Origin of the sequence: Enterobacter soli, assembly GCF_964208575.1 — a bacterium.
Classification (GTDB): domain Bacteria; phylum Pseudomonadota; class Gammaproteobacteria; order Enterobacterales; family Enterobacteriaceae; genus Enterobacter; species Enterobacter soli_A.
On record NZ_CAXOFU010000022.1, the window covers coordinates 36970 to 58408 of the forward strand.

Sequence of the window (21439 nt, forward strand, 5' to 3'; positions counted from 1 at the left end):
CGATGGATTCGCAACGCAATCTTCTTATCATCGCTTTGTTGTTCGTGTCTTTCATGATCTGGCAAGCGTGGGAGCAGGATAAAAATCCTCAACCACAACAGCAGGTCACGCAGACCACGACCACAGCAGCGGGTAGCGCCGCCGACCAGGGCGTACCGGCCAGTGGCCAGGGGAAACAGATTACGGTTAAGACCGATGTGCTTGAGCTGACTATCAACACCCGCGGTGGTGATATTGAGCAGGCGCTGCTGTTGACCTACCCGAAAGAGCTGAAGTCTAACGAACCGTTCCAGTTACTGGAAACCACGCCACAGTTTATCTACCAGGCACAGAGCGGCCTGACCGGTCGTGATGGCCCGGATAACCCGGCTAACGGTGCGCGTCCACTGTATAACGTCGAGAAAGACACTTTCGTGATGGCTGATGGCCAGAACGAACTGGTGATCCCAATGACCTATACGGATGCTGCGGGCAACACCTTCACCAAATCCTTCACCCTGAAACGCGGTGAATATGCGGTGAACGTGGGCTACAGCGTGCAGAACACCGGCGCAAAACCACTGGAACTGTCGACCTTCGGTCAGCTGAAGCAGTCCATCAATCTGCCTTCACATCGTGACACCGGAAGCAGCAACTTTGCGCTGCATACCTTCCGTGGTGCGGCGTACTCCACGCCGGATGCGAAGTACGAAAAATACAAATTCGACACCATTGCCGATAACGAAAACCTGAACGTCAGCGCGAAAGGCGGCTGGGTTGCGATGCTGCAGCAGTACTTCGCTACTGCATGGGTTCCGCGTAACGAAGGTACTAACAACTTCTATACCGCTAACCTGGGCAACGGCATTGCGGCGATCGGTTATAAATCAGAGCCAGTTCTGGTTCAGCCGGGTCAAACCGGTAATCTGGGCAGCACCCTGTGGGTTGGCCCGGAAATCCAGGACAAAATGGCAGCAGTCGCACCGCACCTGGATCTGACCGTAGATTACGGTTGGTTGTGGTTCATCTCTCAGCCGCTGTTTAAGCTGCTGAAGTTCATCCACAGCTTCCTGGGTAACTGGGGCTTCTCCATCATCGTTATCACCTTCATCGTTCGTGGCATCATGTACCCGCTGACTAAAGCGCAGTACACCTCCATGGCGAAGATGCGCATGCTGCAGCCGAAAATTGCGGCGATGCGTGAGCGTCTGGGCGATGACAAACAGCGTCAGAGCCAGGAAATGATGGCCCTGTATAAAGCAGAGAAAGTGAACCCACTGGGTGGTTGCTTCCCGCTGCTTATCCAGATGCCAATCTTCCTTGCGCTGTACTACATGCTGATGGGCTCCGTTGAGCTGCGCCACGCGCCGTTCGCGCTGTGGATCCACGACCTGTCCGCACAGGACCCGTACTACATCCTGCCGATCCTGATGGGTATCACGATGTTCTTCATCCAGAAGATGTCGCCTACCACTGTGACCGACCCGATGCAGCAGAAGATCATGACCTTCATGCCGGTCATCTTCACCGTGTTCTTCCTGTGGTTCCCGTCAGGTCTGGTGCTGTACTATATCGTCAGCAACCTGGTGACCATCATCCAGCAGCAGCTGATTTACCGTGGTCTGGAGAAGCGTGGTCTGCATAGCCGCGAAAAGAAAAAATCCTGATTCGGTTAAGCAGTAGCTAAAATAAGGGCGGTCAGTTGACCGCCTTTTTTATTTGTATTCAGTGAGACAAACCATGAGCCATAACGACACTATCGTCGCCCAGGCAACCCCACCGGGACGCGGTGGTGTAGGCATTCTGCGTATCTCCGGCCTGAAAGCACGCGAGGTCGCCGAAGCGGTGCTGGGTAAACTGCCAAAACCGCGCTACGCCGACTATCTGCCGTTTAAAGACAGCGACGGCACCGCGCTGGATCAGGGCATTGCGCTGTGGTTCCCTGGCCCGAACTCCTTTACCGGTGAAGACGTGCTGGAATTACAGGGGCACGGCGGCCCGGTCATCCTCGATCTGCTGTTAAAACGCATTCTGACCCTGCCCGGCCTGCGCATTGCGAAGCCGGGCGAGTTCTCCGAGCGCGCGTTCCTCAACGACAAGCTCGACCTGGCGCAGGCCGAGGCCATCGCCGACCTGATCGACGCCAGTTCCGAACAGGCGGCCCGCTCCGCGCTGAACTCGCTTCAGGGCGCGTTTTCCGCGCGCGTAAATCATCTTGTGGAAGCACTTACTCACCTGCGGATCTACGTCGAAGCGGCTATCGACTTCCCGGACGAAGAGATCGACTTCCTTTCCGACGGCAAAATCGAAGCGCAGCTCAACGGCGTAATGGCCGATCTCGATGCCGTTCGCGCCGAAGCGCGTCAGGGCAGCCTGCTGCGTGAAGGGATGAAGGTGGTTATCGCCGGGCGCCCTAACGCCGGGAAATCGAGCCTGCTGAACGCCCTCGCGGGCCGTGAAGCGGCTATCGTGACCGACATTGCCGGCACCACCCGCGACGTGCTGCGCGAACATATTCACATCGACGGCATGCCGCTGCACATCATTGATACCGCAGGATTGCGCGATGCCAGCGATGAAGTGGAACGCATCGGTATCGAACGCGCCTGGCAGGAGATCGAGCAGGCCGACCGCGTGCTGTTTATGGTCGATGGCACCACCACCGACGCCGTTGACCCGGCGGATATCTGGCCGGACTTTATCGCTCGCCTGCCTGCCAAACTGCCGATCACCGTGGTGCGTAACAAAGCGGACGTCACGGGCGAAACGCTGGGCATCAGCGATGTGAATGGTCACTCACTGATTCGCCTGTCGGCGCGCACCGGGGAAGGCGTGGACGACCTGCGCAACCACCTCAAGCAAAGCATGGGCTTCGATACCAGCATGGAAGGCGGCTTCCTCGCCCGCCGTCGCCATTTGCAGGCGCTGGAAGAGGCGGCAAACCACCTCGTTCAGGGCAAAGCGCAGCTGATCGGCGCCTGGGCGGGTGAACTGCTGGCGGAAGAGCTGCGTCTGGCGCAGCAAAATCTGAGCGAGATCACCGGGGAGTTTACGTCGGACGATCTGCTGGGACGGATTTTCTCCAGCTTCTGTATCGGGAAATAACTCTCGCGAATGAATGGTGATTTCCTCCAGGGAAATCACCATTGTCCAAATGGCAACTCGCTTCTTCTCTTTCCAGCCCCTATGCTGCTTGCCTGCATCTATGGGGGATTTATGGCTCGTTTTCTGTTTTGTAGCTTTGCGCTGGTTCTGCTTTATCCATCAGGTATAGATATGTATCTGGTGGGCTTACCGCATATCGCCCGGGATCTGGGCGCCAGCGAAGCGCAGCTGCATATCGCGTTTTCGGCCTATCTCGCGGGAATGGCATCGTCGATGGTGTTTGCCGGGAAAATCGCGGATAAAGCGGGCCGTCAGCCCGTGGCTATCACCGGCGCTATCGTCTTTGCGCTGGCCTCTATCCTCTGTTCAATGGCGCATAACAGCACGCTGTTCCTTACCGGGCGCTTTATCCAGGGCATCGGGGCGGGCGGGTGCTACGTGGTGGCCTTCGCCATTCTGCGCGATACCCTGAGCGCGCAGCGTCGCGCCAAAGTGCTCTCGATGCTCAACGGCATTACCTGCATTATCCCGGTGCTCGCGCCGGTGGTCGGGTATCTCATCATGCTGAAGTTCCCGTGGCAGACCCTGTTCTGGACGATGGCGGCAATGGGGGGGCTGGTGTTTACGCTGTCGATAACGGTGCTGAAAGAGACGCACCCGGGCTCGCAAAGCGCGCCGCGCGCGGCAACCCTCCATCCCGCCGAGAGGCTTCTCAACCGCTTTTTCCTCAGCCGTCTGGCCGTGACCACCCTGAGCGTGGCGGTGATTCTGACCTATGTAAACGTTTCCCCGGTGCTGCTGATGGAAACGATGGGCTTCGATCGCGGGGAGTATTCCACGGTGATGGCGTGTACCGCGCTGGTCAGTATGGCCGTGTCGTTCTCAACGCCCTTTGCGCTCAATATCTTCCGTCAGCGCACCCTGATGCTGACGTCACAGGCGCTGTTCCTCGCCGCAGGCGTGATGCTGGCCACCGCCGGTTCACACGCGGTGATGCTGGCGGGCATCACCCTGATTTGCGCCGGGTTCTCGGTAGGTTTTGGCGTGGCGATGAGCCAGGCGCTCGGCCCGTTCTCGCTGAAGGCGGGCGTGGCAAGCTCGGTGCTGGGCATTGCGCAGGTTTGCGGGTCGTCGCTGTGGATTTGGCTGGCGGCGGTTCTCGGTCTTAACGCGCTGAATATGCTGATCGGGATTCTGATTGGCTGTAGCATTATCTGCATTCTCTTACTTTTGGTCATTCAGCCCGCCGCGCACTATGAAGAAGCCCATCAGCAGTCTCGATCTTAATCTTCTGCTCACCCTGCAGCTGCTGTTGCAGGAGCGCAGCGTGACCAAAGCCGCGAAGCGGATGAACGTCACGCCGTCGGCGGTGAGTAAATCGCTGGCGAAGCTGCGGGACTGGTTTGAGGATCCGCTGTTTGTTAAAACGCCGCTGGGGCTGCTGCCTACGCCGCTGACGGTCAGTCTTGAGCAGGATCTGGCGGACTGGATGCAAATCGGCAATCAGATCCTCGATAAATTCCACCACGACTCCCCCGGCGGGCTGAAGTTTGAGCTGGCGGCGGAAACCCCGCTGATGCTGATCCGCTTTAATACCCTGCTGGAGCAGGTGAACCAGCGCTATCCGCAGGCCACGGTGAAGATGCGCCAGTGGGATTACGATTCGCTGGACGCCATCACCCGCGGCGAAGTAGACCTCGGCTTTACCGGGCGCGAAACGCACCCGCGCTCCCGGGAGCTGCTGAAGCTGATGCCGTGGTTTATCGATTATGAAATTCTGTTCAGCGACCGTCCGTGCGTCTACCTGCGTGAAGATCACCCGGCGCTGCGGGAAGAGTGGAATCTGGAAACGTTCCTGCGCTACCCGCATATCAGCATCTTCTGGGAGCGCAGCGACACCTGGGCGCTGGACGAGGTGCTCAAAGAGATGGGGCGCGACAGGAATATCGCCATGAGCCTGCCGGGATTCGAGCAGTCGATGTTTATGGCGGCGCAGCCGGGCCATAACTACATCGCCACCGCGCCGCACTATTGCCACCACTACAACCAGCTCCAGCAGCGCAAACTGGTCTCACTTCCCATTCCCATCGACGAAGCCCAGGCCGAAAAACTTACCGTGCCGTTCACGCTCATCTGGCACAAGCGTAATAGCCATAATCCGAAAATTTTGTGGCTAAAAGAGACAATCAAAGCGCTTTATGGCGTTCCTTTGCGTTAGCCATCAAATTTTTGCCTAATAATGTGTAAAGTTCGGCGCTAAGACTTCTCTTAATCCCATTTACTGATTAAATCAGAAGCGAAGTTAAGCGATAATCATGTAACCGTTTAACCGACTACGACCATTATCAAGGAGCGAAAAATGGCAACGCACTTTGCAAGAGGGACTCTCTCTGAAGGACGCCTCGTATCGGCCAGGCTCTCACTCGCCTGCCACAATGAAGCACTCAAGCTTCCTGAACACCGCCGGACGCGCTTTTTAGCCTCCAGGGCGCTACTCGCCGAGCTGCTATTCATGCTGTACGGCACCAGCGAGCTGCCGGATATGATCACCCAGCCCGGCGGCCGCCCGGTCTTCGCAGACCCGGATCTTCCCCGCTTTTCTGTCTCCTACACCGGCAATATTATTGGCGTTGCGCTGACCACCGAAGGCGACTGCGGGCTGGATATGGAACTCCAGCGTGCGAGTCACGGCCTTCACGGCGCCAACCCGCTTGATGCCTATCCGCTCTCCAGCAACGAGAAGCTGTGGGTGCGTAACCAGAACGACCCGAACGAAGCGAAAGCGCAGCTGATCACGCTGCGTCAGAGCATTCGCAAGCTCTGCGGATGCGCCGCGGATGATGCCAGCTTGCTTCAGCTTTTGCCCGGCTCGGGCCGCCTGCGCGCCACGAAAACCTCGCTGGTGGAAGCCCTTAGCGATGCCGAAGACGTGCTGATTTGGTCTATCTCCGTCACCCCGGCAATCGAACGACTCAAAATCTGGGAATTTGACAGCGGGCGTGGGTGGCGTAGCCTTCCTGATGTCCCTGCGCGCGCCAACGAACCCGCCGCGCGCTTAATGAGATTAACCAGTTTACCGGCAGAAAAAGCTCTTACCCTTAACTGACCCGTCCAGGGCCATCATGATGCAAAGGAGTAATCATGTCTGATACGTTGAAAGTTGTTACGTTACTGGGAAGCCTGCGCAAAGGTTCATTTAACGGCATGGTCGCCCGCACGCTGCCGCAGTTCGCTCCCGCAGGGATGGAGATCTCCGCACTGCCTTCAATTGGTGATATCCCGCTGTACGATGCTGACGTTCAGCAGGAAGAGGGTTTCCCGCAGAGCGTGGAAGCGCTGGCAGAGCAGATCCGCCAGGCCGACGGCGTGGTGATCGTCACGCCGGAGTATAACTATTCGGTGCCGGGTGGCCTGAAAAACGCTATCGACTGGCTGTCCCGCCTGCCGGAGCAGCCGCTGTCCGGGAAGCCGGTGCTGATCCAGACCAGCTCGATGGGCGCTATCGGCGGCGCGCGCTGCCAGTATCACCTGCGCCAGATTTTAGTGTTCCTGGATGCGATGGTGATGAACAAGCCGGAGTTTATGGGCGGTGTGATTCAGAACAAGGTCGACCCGCAGACGGGTGAAGTGGTGGATCAAAGCACGCGTGACCATCTTTCAGGCCAGCTGACCGCGTTTGGTGATTATATCAAGCGGGTTAAAGCGTAAACCGGAGAGGGCTGATGCCCTCATCCTGGCCCTCTCCCGCGGGAGAGGGGACAAACACCAGAGCCCTTTTCGTCGAAAAGGGCTTGCTGTTTATTTGGCATCAATAAACACAATCTTCAGCACGAACAGCAGCGCAACAACGATCACGCACGGGCTGAGGTCGCGGAAACGACCGGTTCCGATCTTCATCACGCAGTAAGAGATAAAGCCCAGCGCGATACCTTCGGTGATCGAGAAGCTGAACGGCATCATCACCGCGGTAATAAACGCCGGCACCGCTTCGGTTAAATCATCCCACTTCACACGCGCCAGGCTGGACGTCATCAGAACGCCCACATAAATCAGCGCGCCCGCCGCCGCATACGGAGGAACCATGCCCGCCAGCGGAGAGAGGAAAATCACCAGCAGGAACAGAATGCCGACCACAACCGCCGTCAGGCCGGTACGCCCGCCGACGGAGACACCGGACGAGGATTCGATGTAAGCGGTAACAGAGGAGGTGCCGATGAACGAGCCCGCCACGGAAGAAACGCTGTCCACGAACAGCGCCTGCTTCATGCGCGGGAATTTACCTTTTTCATCCGCCAGACCGGCTTTGTCGGTCACGCCAATCAGCGTACCGGAGGAGTCAAACAGGTTTACCAGCATGAAGGAGAAAATCACGCCCGCCAGACCGAGGTTCAGCGAGCCCGCCAGGTCGACGTGGCCAACAACGGTGCTCACGCTTGGCGGCGCGGACACAATGCCGTTGTAGTGAACATCGCCCAGCATCCAGCCCAGCAGCGTGGTCACCACGATAGAGACCAGCACCGCCGCATGAATGTTGCGGGACGCCAGGATCGCGATGATAAAGAAGCCCAGCACGCCCAGCAGCACGTTGTGCGAGGTCAGATGGCCGATGCTCACCAGGGTATCCGGGTTCGCCACGATAACGCCCGCGTTTTTCAGGCCCATCATGCCGATGAACAGACCAATACCGCTGGTGATCCCCACGCGCAGGCTCACCGGAATATTGGCAATCATCCAGTAACGCACGCGGAAAATGGTCAGCAGCAGCAGGCCAATCGCGCCCCAGAAGATAGCGCCCATCCCCACCTGCCACGGCAGGCCCATCGCCTGAACCACCACGAATGCGAAGAACGCGTTCAAACCCATTGCCGGTGCCAGCGCAACCGGCAGGTTAGCGAACACACCCATCAGAATGCTGCCCAGCGCAGCGATCAGGCAGGTGGTTACAAAGACGGCGCTGGTGTCCATGCCAGCAACGCCCAGAATTTGTGGGTTAACAAAAACGATATAGACCATCGTCAGGAAGGTGGTGAAACCGGCGATCACTTCGGTGCGTGCCGTTGTGCCGTGCTCGCGCAGCTTAAACACGCGCTCAAGCAGACCCTGACCAGATGTCTGGGTAGTGTGTTGTTGACTCATCATCTATTTCCGAACAAGGAGGGAAAATTCGTCGCTATCCTATACCAAAATGCGACAATAAGGGCGGTTGTAAGGTACTTTTTTTCATTGAATTTGCTTATACGGCAACGATTGCGTGTCGTTAAACTGCATCACGTAAACGTTAAACTTGTTAAAAGGGAAAAGCATGTCCGGAATTGAGGCGGTATTTTTCGACTGCGACGGTACGCTTGTCGACAGTGAGGTCATTTGTTCCCGTGCGTACGTCGCCATGTTCCAGGAATTTGGCATTACGCTCGAGCTCGACGAGGTGTTCAAACGCTTTAAGGGCGTGAAGCTCTACGAGATCATCGACATCATTAACGAAGAACACGGCGTGGATCTCGCAAAAGCGGATCTGGAGCCCGTGTACCGCGCCGAGGTCGCACGCCTCTTCGACGCCGAGCTGGAAGTCATCTCTGGCGCGAACGCGCTGCTGGACGCCATGACGGTGCCGATCTGCGTGGTCTCTAACGGCCCGGTCAGCAAAATGCAGCACTCGCTGGGTAAGCTTGAGATGCTGCACCACTTCCCGGAAAAGCTGTTCAGCGGCTACGATATCCAGCGCTGGAAGCCCGACCCGGCGCTGATGTTCCATGCGGCGAAAGCAATGAACGTGAACGTGGAGAACTGCATCCTGGTGGATGACTCCTCCGCCGGTGCGCAGTCGGGAATTGATGCGGGCATGGAGGTGTTTTACTTCTGCGCCGATCCGCACAACAAGCCGATCGATCATCCAAAAGTGACGACCTTTACCGACCTGGCGCAACTGCCGGCGCTGTGGAAGGCGCGCGGGTGGAAAATTACCCGCTGAGGATAATCCCGCCGCAGCGCGGCGGGACGTTTACCTTAGTACGACTGCGTCAGCTCTGCGGCGGCGGCCTTGTCGGCAATCACCGTCAGGGACGGATGCAGCTGCAGCACGGAGGCGGGAAGCTGCTCCGTGACCGGTCCTTCCAGCATCCCTTTTAGCGCCTTCGCTTTCCCGGCACCGCTAACCATCATCAGCAGATTTTTTGCCGCCATGATGCTTTTCGGCCCCATCGTCACGTAGCGATCCGGCACCAGCGAAACGTCGCCGCCAAGCTCGCCCTCGGCGACAAGGCTGATCATCTCACCCTCGATCGGCACCGTGGTGGTCATGTCGTGGAAATGCGTCGTGTTGGGCAAGTTCCCGCAAAAATGACCGTCCGTGCCCAGCCCCATCACCACCAGATCCAGCCCGCCCCGCTCGGCCAGCATCCGGTCGTGAGCCGGGTAGTTATCCACCGTCAGCTTGTGGATGTTGGCCTCGCCGATCTCCGTCGGGGTGAAGAACAGCCTGCGCAGGTTGGTGATGGTCACGCCATCGCCGGGCCTGCCGCGAAACGGGATCTCGTCGAAGTTATAAAAATGGACGTTTTTAAGCCAGTTCTTGCCTTTGACCTTCGGCGTAAGCAGCTCGTACATCCGCTTAGGCGTGTTGCCCGCCGTAATGGCGAGGTGAACCCGGCGCGGCCTGGTCATCAGGTCGTACACCTGCTGCGCCGCGAACTGGCTCATCTGCTCGTAGTCATCGGTAATGATCACTTTCATCGTATCATCCTGATAAGCCGGGTTTATTTGAATAGCTTCTGCACAAATTCGGCATAGGCCGGGCGCCAGACGTCCATTTCATGATTCAGACCCGGATATTCATGGTACTCAAAGCGAATATCGCGCTTTTCCAGCTCGGCTTTCAGCCCGGCGATATCTTTCCCGGTGACCATGTCCTGGTCGCCCACCACCACGGTAAAGTTGCGAAGCTGCTTATTAATCGACTGGGGATCGTCCAGACGCGCGCTGACGCCAGCGTCGGGAACCGTGGTAGTGGTCACGCCGCTGAAGGTGGCCAGCCAGCCAAAGCTTTCAAGGTGATTAAAACCGGACACCAGCGCCTGATAGCCCCCCTGGGACAGCCCCGCCAACGCGCGGCCCTCGGCGTCGGTGCGAACGTTAAAACGCTTGCTGATAAGCGGAATAATGTCCGTCATCAGCTCGCGATCGGCGGCCTTCGCGTTGAGCGGATAGAACTCTTTGCGGCGCTCGCCGGGAACAAAAGTTTCAGGCACGATGCCCTCCGCGTCCGTTTCGGTATCCGGCACCACCACCAGCATCGGGGCAATTTTTCCGTCGGCCAGCAGGTTATCCATCATCTGCGCGATGCGCCCCTGGTCGATGGCCGAACGCCCCGTATCGCCAAAGCCATGATAAAAATAGAGTACCGGCAGCGGCTTACCTTTGCCGCTGTAGCCCGGCGGCGTCCAGACGTACATCTGCCGCTCTGAATTGAGCGCCTGAGAGTGGTAGGTCAGCGCAATCAGATCGCCGTGCGGGACGGCTTTAACGTCCAGAATACTGCCGGGCACCAGCACCATGCTGCTGTTAACCTGACGCTGCGGCTTGGTCATCGCCGTTCCGGTATCGATGCTGCGCACGCCGTCGACGTTAAAGAAATACTCATACAGGTTGGGCTTCAGCGCGGGCGCCTTCCAGCTCCAGAGACCGGAGCTGTCTTTCACCATCGGATGAATGTTGTCCGGCGTTGGAACGCCGATCGCCACGGACACGCTTTTCGCATTCGGGGCAAAGAAGCGGAACGTAACGGAGTTATCCGCATTCACCTGGGTCACGTACTGCTGCACGGGCAGCGCCGGATCCGGCGTATCGGGCAGCTGCGCGGCGAAAGCCGGCTGGCTAAGGCAAACCGCGAGCGTAATAAGCGATAAAGCCGATTTAATTCGTTTCATGCGTAAATCCTTTTTAAATTATCTGGTTACCACCAGATTTCAGCCTGGGCACCCACCGCGAACTGATCTTTCTTCTTGTCCTCGAAGGTGAAATTATCGAGATCGGTGTCTTCCGCTTTAATGTAAGTGCCGTAGAAACGAATTTCCGGGCGGGAGGTCAACATACTGGTGTTGACCTTAAAGGTATGGAAGAGCGTGGTTTTGTAGCCAGACTCGTAATAATTTTTGCCCGTCAGGTCGGTGTTTTTCTGTTTGAAATAGCCCAGCTCAACGCCGGTCTGGTTGAATTTGTCCCAGATCCAGGCAGGACGAACCACGGCACGGATGGATTCGAAGTCAGAGTGCGCGCCGGTTTCGTAGCTGTAGACGTCATTACCGAACGAATAGACCAGCGCGTTCGCGACGATGACGTTGTCCCCCAGGTACATTTCCCCCTGCGAGGCCAGGCGAACCGCCGTACCGTAGGTGTGATCGCCATAGTATCGGCCATTAAAGGTCGTGAACGGGCTGGAGCCGGCATAGCGCGAGAAGCTGCTGGCAATGGAGTTGTTCGCCACCAGCAGGGAGTACTCGTTGAAGCCGCCCGCGTCGAACTTGTGGGTCACCGTGCTTCCCAGCATCCAGGTGTCTTTCCACTGGTAATAGCCATTGTTGTCCTGGTTATACTTCTCGCTGGAGCTCTGATTCGCCGCGACATAGCGCCCGCTCAGCATCAGGGTCGCGTTATCCCACAGCGGCAGCTCCTTGTAGCGCAGGTCGATGGCGTTGGTGTTGATCTGCTGCTTATTTTTCAGCTCGCGGTCATAGTCATCCACGTCTTCACGCACCAGGGCGATATCCACCTTGCCCGGGCCGACTTTCCAGTTTTCCAGACCCACGCCCGCGGCGGCATCGGTGCGCTGCGTTTTCCAGTCGAGCATCTGAATCTCAATTTTCGGCGCGCCGTGCTTGCCGACCCAAAAATCCGCTTCCGGTGCGAACGGCAGGAAGCCCTGGGTGGTCACGTACATGTCAGAGAACTGGAGGTAGTTTTCCCCGCCCGCGTTATCCCCGAACCAGCCCGTGGAATACTGCTGGCTGACGTTGCCGTCCAGCATCACGATGGCGTCCACGCGCTTGTTGCCTTCGTGGTAGACCCGCTGTTTCAGCTGCAAATCAAACCAGCCGGTGTATTCGTTCCCCAGTCGGCCCAGCGAGCCAATCGCCCAGGATTTGGGTGAGCCGTGCGACGCCGTTCCCCAGCCGGAGCGGAAATAGCCGTTATAGCTGAACCCGATTTCATCTTTCACAAACTTACTGAAATCTTTCATGGTTATTGATGAATATACCGGCGCGCTTTCATCCCCCGCGGCGTTGTCATTTTTCACCAGTACCGCGTTGGGTTTTTTCGTCGGCTTTACGCTCGACTGCGCCGGGGCTGCCTGTTTTTTATAATATTGCAGCTCATTTTGCGTATCCTTCAGCGCCTTCTCGAGTAATTCAAGACGCTGTTCAACCGTTAATGATTCCGCGTTCACCTGGCAGAACGGCGCCATCATTAAAAATGCAGAGGTAAGAGCATTTCTCCTGAACATATTAAGATTCCCTTTTAAACATTATTATTAAACAACCGAGGATTTCTTATCCAAAATACAGTGGAAAAAGAGGGCACAAAAAAAGCAGAGGCAATCGCAATAGCGGTTCCGGCAATACAGGCGCGCACGGCATCGCGCAGGCTTGTTAGCCTGCCTTTTACCGTTTTACGGAAATAAAAAAACCTGAAAAGAACACCGCTTCTTTCGAAGTGGGTCTTTTCAGGTTTTGCCCGTACGGTGACGGTTACAACCCTGCAATGACGATAATTGCGCGTTCCGCTAATTAATTTTTATCAATGACTGAGTACCACGGTGTTTTATTGCAGACGAGAAGGAAACACAACGCGTAATAGCGTGATTTGTGACTAAGGCCAAATTTATTTGGCCGTTGATTACGGCTTCGCGGAATAGACTATTTATGGGGTTTATATAATTGATATTAAATATAACGCCAGCAACGCTGGCGTTATTTATTTTTTTACTCTTTTGGATCTTTACCCGCCAGCAGCTTGTCCAGCTCGTCGCCGCCAACGTGACGGAAATCCTGTCCCTTCACGAAATAGAAGATGTATTCGCAAATGTTCTGGCAACGGTCGCCGATGCGCTCAATCGAGCGCGCGCAGAACAGTGCGGTCAGCACGCTTGGAATGGTGCGCGAATCCTCCATCATGTAGGTCATCAGCTGGCGCACAATGCCTTCGTATTCCTGGTCGACCTTCTTGTCTTCGCGGTAAATACGCACCGCTTCGTCGAGATCCATACGCGCGAAGGCGTCCAGCACGTCGTGCAGCATTTGCACGGTGTGGCGGCCCAGAGACTCCAGGCTGACCAGAAGCGGCTGGTGCTGCTGAGAAAACTTCTCCAGCGCCGTGCGGCAGATTTTATCCGCAACGTCACCAATACGTTCCAGCTCGGCGATGGTTTTGATAATCGCCATCACCAGACGCAGGTCGCTCGCCGTCGGCTGGCGTTTTGCGATGATGCGCACGCAGGCTTCGTCGATGGCGACTTCCATCATGTTGACGTTTTTATCGCCTTCGATAACGCGCTTCGCCAGCTCGCTATCCTGGTTGTGCATCGCCGTGATCGCATCAGAAAGCTGCTGCTCTACCATGCCGCCCATGGTCATCACCTGGGTGCGGATGCTTTCCAGCTCTGCGTTGAACTGGCCGGAAATGTGTTTATTGAGATTAAGGTTGTCCATGGTTCACTCCAAATCAACCGTAGCGGCCAGTAATATAATCTTCAGTTTGTTTCTTCGCGGGCTTGGTGAACAGATCGTCCGTGTTGCTGAACTCAATCAACTCGCCCAGATACATAAACGCCGTGTGATCGGAACAACGGGCAGCCTGCTGCATGTTGTGGGTCACGATAACCACGGTGTAATCCTGCTTCAGCTCGGTGATCAGCTCTTCGATACGACCGGTTGAGATCGGATCCAGCGCTGAACACGGCTCATCCAGCAGCAGCACTTCCGGGCGAATGGCGATACCACGCGCGATGCACAGACGCTGCTGCTGACCACCGGAGAGAGAGTACCCGCTCTGGTGCAACTTATCTTTGGTTTCGTTCCATAATGCGGCTTTGGTCAAAGCCCACTGCACGCGCTCGTCCATGTCGGCGCGGGAGAGCTTTTCGAACAGGCGCACGCCAAAGGCGATGTTGTCGTAGATCGACATCGGGAACGGCGTTGGCTTCTGGAACACCATACCCACTTTGGCACGCAGCAGGGCGATATCCTGGGTATTGGTGAGAATGTTGTCGCCATCCAGCAGAATCTCGCCTTCGGCGCGCTGCTCCGGATAGAGCGAATACATTTTGTTAAAGGTACGCAGCAGCGTGGATTTACCGCAGCCGGACGGACCGATGAATGCCGTGACCTGGTTCTTCGCAATATCCAGGTTGATATTCTTCAGGGCATGGAATTTGCCGTAGTAGAAGTTCAAATCGCGAACCTGAATCTTACCCGGGGCAGTATCAACCATACTCATTGACTCATTTCCTCATTCGGCGCCGCGATGTGCCGCGCCGTAAAAAATTAACCGTGTTTCTTCTTCGCGAAAATGACGCGCGCCAGAATGTTCAGCAACAGTACGCAAAGGGTAATGATCAGCACCCCGGCCCAGGCCAGCTGCTGCCACTCCGCGAACGGGCTCATCGCAAATTTAAAGATGGTGACCGGAAGGTTGGCGATCGGCTGCATCATGTCGGTGCTCCAGAACTGGTTGGAGAGGGACGTAAACAGCAGCGGTGCCGTTTCACCGGCGATACGCGCAACGGCCAGCAGGATGCCGGTCATGATCCCGGAGACAGACGCTTTCAGCGTAATCGCGGAGATCATTTTCCATTTCGGGGTGCCCAGCGCATACGCCGCTTCACGCAGGCTGTCCGGCACCAGTTTCAGCATGTTCTCGGTGGTACGGATAACGATAGGCACCTGCAGCAGCGCAAGCGCAATCACGCCCGCCCAGCCGGAGAAGTGCTCCATCTGCGCCACCACCACGGTGTAAACGAACAGACCGACCACGATAGACGGGGCAGAAAGCAGAATGTCGTTGATGAAGCGAATCACTTCCGCGAGCCAGGATTTACGGCCGTATTCCGCCAGGTAGATCCCCGCCATAATGCCCAGCGGCGTACCGAAAACGGTCGCCCATAAGATCAGCAGGCCGCTGCCCGCCAGGGCGTTCGCCAGACCACCACCCGCCGTGTTTGGCGGCGGCGTCATTTCGGTGAACAGCGCCAGGGACATGCCGTCGATACCGCGAACCACGGTAGAGAACAGGATCCACACCAACCAGAACAACCCGAACGCCATGGTCGCCATTGAGAGCGTCAGCGCAATGCGGTTTTTCAGGCGGCGCTTTGACTGCATCTTGCGGCGAGATTCCGCCAGCGCAGCGGTGTTTTGCATTTCGAGCGTTGCCATTAGCGTGCCCCCTCATTCTTCGCCAGACGCATAATCATCAGCTTGGAAATCGCCAGAACAATGAAGGTGATAACAAACAGGATCAGACCGAGTTCCATCAGCGCGGCAACGTGCAGCCCGGATTCCGCTTCGGCGAATTCGTTCGCCAGCGCCGAGGTAATGCTGTTGCCCGGCATGAACAGCGAGGCGCTGTCGAGCTGGTAGGTGTTACCGATGATAAAGGTCACCGCCATGGTTTCACCCAGCGCGCGGCCTAAGCCCAGCATCACGCCGCCGATCACCCCATTTTTGGTGAACGGAAGAACGATGCGCCAGATAACTTCCCAGGTGGTGCAGCCGATACCGTAGGCCGACTCTTTCATCATCACCGGGGTTTGTTCGAAGACATCGCGCATAACCGCCGCAATGTACGGGATAATCATGATGGCGAGGATCACGCCTGCGGCCAGAATACCGATACCGAATGCCGGGCCGGCGAAGAGCGCGCCCACAAACGGGATTGCCGACAGAACGTTGCCGACCGGCTCCTGGAAGTAGGTCGCAAACAGCGGAGCAAAGATAAACAGACCCCACATGCCGTAAACGATACTGGGAATGGCCGCCAGCAGCTCAATGGCGATACCAAGCGGGCGTCGCAGCCAGCCCGGCGCCAGCTCCGTCAGGAACAGGGCAATACCGAAACTCACCGGAACCGCAATCAGCAGAGCGATGAACGAGGTCACCAGCGTGCCGTAAATCGGCACCAGCGCACCGTAGATATCGTTCGGCGCATCCCACTCTTTGGTCCACAGGAAGGAGAATCCAAATTTCTGGATGCTCGGCCAGGAGGAGAAAATCAGAGACACGATAATGCCGCCCAGCAGCAATAGCACAATCAGCGCAGCCAGTTTTACCAGCGCGCTGAAAATCATGTCACCTTTTTTACCCGGAGGGTTAAATGCAGGCTTGGTTGCAGCCATAAATTACTCTTCTTTTAAACGCGTTTACGAAATTGCCGGATGGCGCTGCCGCTTATCCGGCCTACAGTCGGAACCGTAGGGCGGGTAAGCGCAACGCCACCCGCCATCTTCGTTAAATATATCCTGTTAGTACAGCGCTTTACCGCTGCTGTCTTTCACGTTGGTCTTCCATGCAGCACGAATCTGCTCAACCACGCTGTCCGGCAGGCTTGCGTAATCCAGGTCGTTAGCCTGTTTGCCGCCGTTTTTGTACGCCCAGTCGAAGAACTTCAGCACTTCGGTACCCTGCTCAGGTTTCTTCTGAGCTGTGTGAACCAGAATGAACGTGGTAGAGGTGATTGGCCATGCGTTGTCGCCTTTCTGGTTGGTCAGATCCTGTGCGAAGGATTTGCTCCAGTCAGCGCCTTTAGCCGCGTTAGCGAAGTTCTCTTCGGTCGGGCTAACCGGTTTGCCGTCGGCAGAAACCAGCTTGGTGTAGGACAGGTTGTTCTGCTTCGCGTAAGCGTATTCTACGTAGCCGATTGAGCCAGGCAGACGCTGTACGAACGCGGCGATACCGTCGTTACCTTTACCGCCCAGACCGGTCGGCCAGTTAACGGTAGAGCCAGAGCCGACTTTAGATTTCCACTCTTCGTTAACTTTCGCCAGGTAGCTGGTGAACACGAAGGAGGTGCCGGAACCGTCAGCGCGGCGAACCACGGCGATGTTCTGAGCAGGCAGTTTCAGGCCCGGGTTGAGCTTAGCGATCGCTTCGTCATCCCATTTTTTGATTTTGCCCAGGTAGATGTCACCCAGGGTTTTGCCGTCCAGCACCAGCTCACCAGACTTCACGCCCGGCAGGTTGATAGCCAGAACAACACCGCCGATCACGGTCGGGAACTGGAACAGGCCTTCCTGCGCCAGCTTTTCGTCAGACAGCGGAGCATCTGACGCGCCGAAATCAACGGTATTCGCGGTAATTTGTTTAACGCCACCGGAGGAGCCGATACCCTGATAGTTAACCTTGTTACCGGTTTCTTTCTGGTACGTATCTGCCCATTTGGCATACACCGGCGCAGGGAAGGTTGCACCGGCACCAGTCAGGCTTGCTTCTGCGAATACAGAGAAAGCGCTCAGAGATAAGGTCGCGGCGACAACAGTTGCGACAGTGGTACGCATAACTTTCATAATGTCTCCTGCAAGGATTTCGTAAATCGTTGTTTAGTGGCTACGATGAGCAAAATAGGACAAACAGGTGACAGATAAATGTACGAATTATGACAGTTTTATGACAGTGGGAATTTTGCTTAAGGAATATCAAAATAGACGTTTATTATCAGCACCTTAAACATCATTATGACGCTAAGATTTCAGAAAAATTTTCTTTATGTGACACTGAAAAGTTAGCTGAAAATGACAGATTGTCATATTCGGAAGGGCGAAAAAAAGCTCCACCCGAAGGTGGAGCCTGAAGGGATTATTCGACCGTTACGGACTTCGCCAGGTTACGCGGCTGGTCAACGTCGGTGCCTTTGATCAGCGCAACGTGATAGGCCAGTAATTGCAGCGGAACGGTGTAGAAGATAGGCGCGATCACCTCTTCCACATGCGGCATCTCAATGATGTGCATGTTGTCGCTGCTGACAAAACCGGCGTCTTTATCCGCGAAGACGAACAGCACGCCGCCGCGGGCGCGGACTTCTTCGATGTTCGATTTCAGCTTTTCCAGCAGTTCGTTGTTAGGTGCCACAACGATAACCGGCATATCGGCGTCAATCAGCGCCAGCGGGCCGTGCTTCAGCTCACCTGCCGCATAGGCTTCGGCGTGAATGTAGGAGATCTCTTTCAGCTTCAGCGCGCCTTCCAGCGCAATCGGATACTGATCGCCACGCCCCAGGAACAGCGCGTGGTGTTTGTCAGAGAAATCTTCCGCCAGCTGCTCGATACGCTTGTCCTGAGAAAGCATCTGCTCGATACGGCTCGGCAGCGCCTGCAGCCCGTGCACGATGTTTTGCTCAACGGACGCATCCAGCCCTTTCAGACGCGCCAGCTTAGCCACCAGCATCAGCAGAACGGTCAGCTGGGTGGTGAAGGCTTTGGTCGACGCCACGCCGATTTCCGTTCCCGCTTTGGTCATCAGCGCCAGATCGGACTCACGCACCAGCGAGGAGCCCGGCACGTTACAGATGGCCAGAGAACCGAGGTAGCCCAGCTCTTTCGACAGACGCAGCGCCGCAAGGGTATCCGCCGTTTCGCCAGACTGGGAAAGGGTGATCATCAGGCTGTTACGGCGCACCGCGGATTTGCGGTAGCGGAACTCAGAGGCGATTTCGACATCGCACGGCACGCCCGCCAGGGATTCAAACCAGTAGCGAGACACCATCCCGGAGTTGTACGAGGTGCCGCAGGCGACAATCTGAATATGCTCAACGTTTGAGAGCAGCTCGTTGGCGTTCGCACCCAGCTCGCTCAGATCAACCTCGCCGTGGCTGATGCGCCCGGTCAGGGTGTTTTTGATGGCGTTTGGCTGCTCGTAAATCTCTTTCTGCATGTAGTGACGGTAGGCGCCTTTGTCGCCCGCGTCGTACTGCAGGTTGGATTCGATCTCCTGGCGCTTAATGGCTGCGCCGGATTTATCGAAAATTGCGACCGAACGGCGCGTGACTTCGGCGATATCGCCCTCTTCCAGGAAGATAAAGCGGCGGGTCACCGGCAGCAGCGCCAGCTGATCGGAGGCGATAAAGTTTTCACCCATGCCCAGGCCAATAACCATCGGGCTACCGGAACGCGCGGCCAGCAGCGTGGACGGATCGCGGGAATCCATGATTACCGTACCGTATGCGCCGCGCAGCTGAGGGATAGCGCGCAGCACCGCATCACGCAGCGTACCGCCCTGCGCCAGCTCCCAGTGGACCAGGTGAGCAATCACTTCGGTGTCGGTTTCAGACACAAAGGTGTAGCCGCGCGCTTTCAGCACTTCGCGCAGCGGTTCGTGGTTTTCGATAATGCCGTTATGTACCACCACAATGTGTTCAGACACATGCGGGTGGGCGTTGCCCTCTGAAGGCTCACCGTGCGTTGCCCAGCGGGTATGCGCAATACCGGTGCCGCCGTGCAGCGGATGTTCTTCCGCCGCCTGCGCCAGCATCTGCACTTTTCCCAGACGACGCAGACGGGTCATATGACCTTCTGCATCCACGACGGCCAGACCGGCCGAATCGTAGCCACGGTATTCCAGACGACGTAAGCCTTCGAGAAGGATTTCAGCAATATCACGCTGCGCAACTGCGCCAACAATTCCACACATAGTTTTAGATTCCGAATTTAGGCATGATGCCTGCGTTGTCGCTGACCTGTATTTGCCCTTTCCGGGCACCCCGAGCCTTGTAGAGAGTGGGGTTATTTTTATGGGTACTGCCTGTGGGGGGAGGATTATGTTATCCCCTCACCCCAGCCCTCTCCCCAAAGGGGCGAGGGAGAAAAACACCGCACCGAACGATCCCCTCTCCCCTTTGGGGAGAGGGTTAGGGTGAGGGGTAAATCCGTTACTTCTTCTTCACCGGACGCTGCCAGCCCTGCTTATGCACCTGCGGCACGCGGCTTAATACCAGCTCGTTGTCGGCCACATCGCGCGTGACGGTTGTCCCGGCGGCAATGGTCACGCCGTTACCCACGGTGACGGGCGCCACCAGCTGCGTGTCGGAGCCCACAAACACGTCATTACCGATGATGGTTTTGAATTTATTGGCACCGTCATAGTTGCAGGTGATCGTCCCCGCGCCGATATTCACGTTATCGCCAATTTCCGCATCGCCCAGGTAGGTCAAATGACCGGCTTTGGAGCCTTTGCCCAGGCGTGCTTTTTTCATTTCAACGAAGTTGCCCACGTGGGCGCCTTCCAGCAGCTCGGCACCCGGACGCAGACGCGCAAACGGGCCGATGGTGCAGGCCGATTCAAGGTGCGCATCTTCAACCACGCTGTACGGGCTGATTTCGCAATCATCGCCAATCACGCTGTTTTTGATCACGCAGCCGGTGCCGATCTTCACGCGGTGGCCCAGCGTGACGTTGCCTTCAAGGATAACGTTAGTATCGATCTCGACATCGCGCCCGTGGGACAGAGTACCGCGCAGGTCAAAACGCGCCGGATCGTTCAGCATCACGCCCGCCAGCAGCAGTTTTTCCGCCTGCTCGGCCTGATAAATACGCTCCAGACGGGACAGCTGCAGACGGTTGTTTACGCCGTCCGTTTCGCTGATCCGCGCCGGATGGACGGCGGCGATTTCGCGGCCTTCCTGATACGCCATCGCAATGATGTCGGTGATGTAGTATTCACCCTGCGCATTGTTGTTGTTCAGCTTTGACAGCCAGCGCTTCATGTCCGCGCCGTTGGCGATCAGGATGCCGGTGTTGATTTCCGGGATCTGACGCTGGGCGTCGGTGGCATCTTTGTGCTCGACGATGCCGGTCACCTTGCCGTTTTCACGCGTAATACGGCCATAGCCGCTCGGATCGTCCAGCACCACGGTCAGCAAACCGATGCCGCCCTGCGGCTTTGCTTCACGCAGGCGGGTCAGGGTTTCGATGGAGATCAGCGGGACATCGCCGTACAGCATCAGGATATCTTCGTCATCGGCAAAGAACGGCGCCGCCTGCTGCATCGCATGGCCCGTACCCAGCTGCTCGGCCTGAAGTACCCAGTTGAGGTTGTCATCACGCAGGGTTTGCTTAAGGAGATCGCCGCCGTGGCCGTAAACCAGGTGAACCTGCTTCGCGCCGAGTTCATTTGCAGCATCAATGACATGCTGCACCATCGGCTTTCCTGCCAGGGTGTGCAGCACCTTCGGAAGATCGGAATACATGCGGGTGCCTTTGCCAGCGGCAAGAATGACCACGCTCATCGTATTGTTCAACATACGCGTCCTGACTGTAATTTGAGTGAGAAGTAAAACCCTTTGACGTTGAAAATTCTACATATTTTGCGCCATAAAA

18 protein-coding genes are annotated in these 21439 nt (G+C 56.7%); 7 read left to right on the forward strand and 11 right to left on the reverse strand.

The features are described from left to right. Positions 1-2: 2 nt before the first annotated feature. The 6 genes from yidC to AB6V08_RS19225 all read left to right on the forward strand — a co-directional run bounded on the left by yidC (position 3) and on the right by AB6V08_RS19225 (position 6792). Positions 3-1646 carry a membrane protein insertase YidC gene (yidC, locus tag AB6V08_RS19200; RefSeq protein WP_368544405.1) on the forward strand — a complete coding sequence of 548 codons (1644 nt, stop codon included), beginning with the start codon at positions 3-5 and terminating at the stop codon, positions 1644-1646. A gap of 73 nt (positions 1647-1719) precedes the next feature. After that, entirely contained in the window at positions 1720-3084 is a 1365-nt protein-coding gene (mnmE, locus tag AB6V08_RS19205) for a tRNA uridine-5-carboxymethylaminomethyl(34) synthesis GTPase MnmE (protein ID WP_368544407.1), read from the forward strand. 111 nt (positions 3085-3195) lie between these two features. Further along, positions 3196-4371: an MFS transporter gene (locus tag AB6V08_RS19210; RefSeq protein WP_368544408.1), complete on the forward strand. Its 1176-nt coding sequence runs from the start codon at positions 3196-3198 to the stop codon at positions 4369-4371. Continuing rightward, entirely contained in the window at positions 4340-5302 is a 963-nt protein-coding gene (yidZ, locus tag AB6V08_RS19215; RefSeq protein ID WP_368544410.1) for an HTH-type transcriptional regulator YidZ, read from the forward strand. The genes AB6V08_RS19210 and yidZ overlap by 32 nt, the downstream gene beginning before the upstream one ends. A gap of 141 nt (positions 5303-5443) precedes the next feature. After that, positions 5444-6190 (forward strand): 4'-phosphopantetheinyl transferase superfamily protein, encoded by a 747-nt coding sequence (locus AB6V08_RS19220; RefSeq protein ID WP_368544411.1) that lies wholly within the window; start codon positions 5444-5446, stop codon positions 6188-6190. Between the two features lie 35 nt (positions 6191-6225). Continuing rightward, positions 6226-6792 (forward strand): NADPH-dependent FMN reductase, encoded by a 567-nt coding sequence (locus tag AB6V08_RS19225; protein ID WP_368544412.1) that lies wholly within the window; start codon positions 6226-6228, stop codon positions 6790-6792. 90 nt (positions 6793-6882) lie between these two features. Here the strand turns inward: AB6V08_RS19225 and adeP are convergent, their stop codons facing one another. Next, entirely contained in the window at positions 6883-8220 is a 1338-nt protein-coding gene (gene adeP, locus AB6V08_RS19230; protein ID WP_368544413.1) for an adenine permease AdeP, read from the reverse strand. A 166-nt stretch (positions 8221-8386) separates the two neighbouring features. On the opposite strand from adeP, the gene yieH reads away from it, so the two are divergent. Next, positions 8387-9052, forward strand: coding sequence for a 6-phosphogluconate phosphatase (yieH, locus tag AB6V08_RS19235; protein ID WP_368544414.1), 666 nt, complete (start codon positions 8387-8389; stop codon positions 9050-9052). A gap of 35 nt (positions 9053-9087) precedes the next feature. On the opposite strand, the gene AB6V08_RS19240 is transcribed toward yieH, so the two are convergent. The 10 genes from AB6V08_RS19240 to glmU form a co-directional block, all read right to left on the reverse strand. Then, on the reverse strand, positions 9088-9813 hold the full coding sequence (locus AB6V08_RS19240) for a glucosamine-6-phosphate deaminase (RefSeq protein ID WP_368544415.1): 726 nt from the start codon (positions 9811-9813) through the stop codon (positions 9088-9090). A gap of 23 nt (positions 9814-9836) precedes the next feature. After that, positions 9837-11006, reverse strand: a complete 1170-nt coding sequence (locus AB6V08_RS19245) for an alpha/beta hydrolase-fold protein (RefSeq protein WP_368544416.1) — start codon at positions 11004-11006, stop codon at positions 9837-9839. Positions 11007-11032: 26 nt separating this feature from the next. Beyond that, positions 11033-12580: a carbohydrate porin gene (locus AB6V08_RS19250; protein WP_368544418.1), complete on the reverse strand. Its 1548-nt coding sequence runs from the start codon at positions 12578-12580 to the stop codon at positions 11033-11035. A 478-nt stretch (positions 12581-13058) separates the two neighbouring features. Further along, positions 13059-13784, reverse strand: a complete 726-nt coding sequence (gene phoU, locus AB6V08_RS19255; protein ID WP_008500182.1) for a phosphate signaling complex protein PhoU — start codon at positions 13782-13784, stop codon at positions 13059-13061. Positions 13785-13797: 13 nt separating this feature from the next. Continuing rightward, positions 13798-14571 carry a phosphate ABC transporter ATP-binding protein PstB gene (pstB, locus tag AB6V08_RS19260; protein ID WP_015961095.1) on the reverse strand — a complete coding sequence of 258 codons (774 nt, stop codon included), beginning with the start codon at positions 14569-14571 and terminating at the stop codon, positions 13798-13800. A gap of 47 nt (positions 14572-14618) precedes the next feature. Then, positions 14619-15509 (reverse strand): phosphate ABC transporter permease PstA, encoded by an 891-nt coding sequence (gene pstA / locus AB6V08_RS19265; protein ID WP_368544420.1) that lies wholly within the window; start codon positions 15507-15509, stop codon positions 14619-14621. Then, positions 15509-16468 carry a phosphate ABC transporter permease PstC gene (pstC, locus tag AB6V08_RS19270; protein ID WP_217188840.1) on the reverse strand — a complete coding sequence of 320 codons (960 nt, stop codon included), beginning with the start codon at positions 16466-16468 and terminating at the stop codon, positions 15509-15511. The genes pstA and pstC overlap by 1 nt, the downstream gene beginning before the upstream one ends. 126 nt (positions 16469-16594) lie before the next feature. Next, positions 16595-17635: a phosphate ABC transporter substrate-binding protein PstS gene (pstS, locus tag AB6V08_RS19275; RefSeq protein WP_368544423.1), complete on the reverse strand. Its 1041-nt coding sequence runs from the start codon at positions 17633-17635 to the stop codon at positions 16595-16597. Between the two features lie 289 nt (positions 17636-17924). After that, complete coding sequence (glmS, locus tag AB6V08_RS19280; protein WP_368544425.1) at positions 17925-19754, reverse strand: glutamine--fructose-6-phosphate transaminase (isomerizing); 1830 nt, start codon at positions 19752-19754, stop codon at positions 17925-17927. Between the two features lie 238 nt (positions 19755-19992). Beyond that, the gene (gene glmU / locus AB6V08_RS19285) at positions 19993-21363 is read right to left on the reverse strand and encodes a bifunctional UDP-N-acetylglucosamine diphosphorylase/glucosamine-1-phosphate N-acetyltransferase GlmU (RefSeq protein ID WP_368544426.1); all 1371 of its coding nucleotides are present in this window, start codon (positions 21361-21363) and stop codon (positions 19993-19995) included. Between the last annotated feature and the right edge of the window lie 76 nt (positions 21364-21439).